The following is a 1,622-nucleotide window of genomic DNA, read 5'->3' on the forward strand; positions in this document are numbered from 1 at the left end:
ACGTTGGGCGGCGAGATACGTTTGCGGAAAGTCGGCGACACGCGCTGTATTGACTACGCGCAGGAATTCGCAATCGAAAAAGATATGCCGATATACTGCGGAGGGAATATGCGCGAGATCACCTGCGCGGCGGACGTTAGCGGGCTGATAACGCGGCTGTACCCGTTGGGCGCGGTAAGGCAGTCAACGGGCAAACGGCTGACGATAATCCCCAGCGGCATGGCGGGCGGAAAGAGTTACATCGAGCGCGCCGACCTTGTGACCAAGTACGGCGTGCGGAGCGGCGTTGCGATATATGACGTACACGGCGACGGCGACACCCTCGTGCGCGGGAGCACAACGCTTTATCGGCGCGGCATGAACACGCTGAACGCCATCGCGATAGGTCAGCGGCAGTACAAGGTCAGCGCGCTGGACGTATCGGCGGGGTACGAACTTTACGGCGTGCACCAAGTCAAAAACGACATCATGGGCATAGACGAACGGCTGCGGATAATCGGCAGGACGATAGACCTAGACCGACCCTCAAACAGTACGCTGACGTTCGGCAACAAGGCGGCGACCCTCTCGAGCGCGGTCGCACAATACAAAGGAGTGATGAGATGATAACAGTATCAACGGTAGTGGAGCTAGACCTCAGCTGCACCGCGCCGCGAGCGCGGATAAACGCAAAGCAGGGCGACGGCGGCACGCGGCAGATAGTTGCACGGTTTACCAACGGCAGCGGCGTTATTTCCGATTTAAGCACGGTAACGTCTGCCGAGCTTAAAATCCTGCGTCCCGACGGTGTGACGGTAAAGGCAGCTGCGGCGTTGTCTGACGGTGCTGCGACGGCTACGCTGACGGCGGAAATGCTGGCGGTAGCGGGTCGCGCGTTCGGCGACATCGTGCTAAGCGGGGACGGCGGCAGCATATCGGCGGCGCGGTTCGACATCAACATAATGGCAGCGGCAGACAGCGGCATAGCCCCCGACCCGACCCCCGAGCCGCAGGACAGCGGGAAACCCGCCCTAGCCTCGGCGGTGGCGGAAGGGGTAGTTGGGGCGGTAGGCACGGCTGAGATGGTCTACAGTATGGACATTGACCTTATGGGCAAAAACTGGGAGCAGGGCAGTATATATGATAACGGCGATAATTTTAACAGTACCGCACGAATACGAATGCCCGATTATCTTGATATTTCAAACGCCTCCGATATTTTTTATTCGGGATTCACAATTATTGCAGAAGCCGACAAAAAGCTTCTATACACGTTTATTTTTTACGATTCAGAGAAAAAACTCTTGACATCATCGACCAATAAAGACTGGCTCGACAGCGGCGCGCTGACAACGTGCGGCACAGCGTCTGCACCGTCATATGTGCGTGTGGTACTGCGCCATGCAGACAACAGCGATATGACCCCCGACGTGCTGACGTCGGCGCGGCTGAAAATATTAGCGTGAAAGGAGAATTACAATGGCAATAGAAACAACATATTTTACGGGCACTACAGCCGCAGCGAACTACGCCGAGGTGTCAGCGTGGCTGACGGTTAATGCGGCAGAATATTTTGATACAATTGATGTTCCGTCAGGCGCGCAGGAGGTGAGCTGTAAGGTCGGCGATGTAACAGCATTAAA

Annotated in this window: 2 protein-coding genes; both read left to right on the forward strand. The window is 56.4% G+C overall.

The features are described 5' to 3' along the window. The coding region (locus tag LI114_RS13390) for a phage tail protein (protein ID WP_227221081.1) at positions 1–606 on the forward strand (606 nt) is incomplete at its 5' end. Next, on the forward strand, positions 603–1,445 hold the full coding sequence (locus LI114_RS13395; protein WP_227221082.1) for a BppU family phage baseplate upper protein: 843 nt from the start codon (positions 603–605) through the stop codon (positions 1,443–1,445). The genes LI114_RS13390 and LI114_RS13395, both read left to right, overlap by 4 nt. Positions 1,446–1,622: the final 177 nt, after the last annotated feature.

The organism is Ruminococcus sp. 210702-SL.1.03 (assembly GCF_020559915.1).
Lineage (GTDB): Bacteria > Bacillota > Clostridia > Oscillospirales > Ruminococcaceae > YE71.